A 686-nucleotide genomic window follows, 5' to 3' on the forward strand; every position below is an offset into this window, starting at 1 on the left:
CGTCTAAATAGAACGAAGACTTATGTAGATTACTATTACGATGAGCCAGCACTTGGGGAGGAGGATCTAAATTGGTATCCCAACAAACCAACGGGCTATGGTTATTCGTTAGATATAAATTTGACAGGTACATTAACGGATCGCACGCAGTTATCTGTCCGTGGTTATGATCTTCTGGGACGTATGCATTGGAAAGATACACCTAGTACGCAATATATACTAGATTATGATGCCAATAGACGACCTATAGATACGACTGAAGGTCAACTCGACACTGATGATATCACGCAAACATTGCCATGGCGCGTTGAAGGCAGTCTCATACATGAGCTAAACCCTCAATGGCAGATCGGTGTCCATGGTCAAGTGAATGATATCCAAGACTTATATCAGTTGTCAGCAAGCTATCAAACCAATGAAGATTATTATCCACTCACTATCACTGGTTTGATAGAGCCGCAAACACAAGCGTTAGGGCTTGCTGTAGACAGTCAGTATGGCGGTATCAAGTTACTCACCGACAGTCTTGACTCAGAAAAAGCCCAGCGCAGTGAAGTTAGCTTATATGGACGTTACTCATGGTAGGCCATCATTAAGAATTACCCATTTTAGGGTCACGCTGCTTGGGATAAATGACTATCGGCTGATTACCTTCAAAGTATAGTCCTGTTCTAGGTGGCGTATCG

1 pseudogene is annotated in these 686 nt (G+C 43.0%); it reads left to right on the plus strand.

Annotation, left to right across the window (positions count from 1 at the left end):
* Positions 1 to 585: pseudogene (locus ACS8FD_RS20920) on the plus strand (hypothetical protein); the annotation flags it as partial.
* Between the last annotated feature and the right edge of the window lie 101 nt (positions 586 to 686).

It is taken from the genome of Psychrobacter sp. 1U2, from assembly GCF_051847575.1.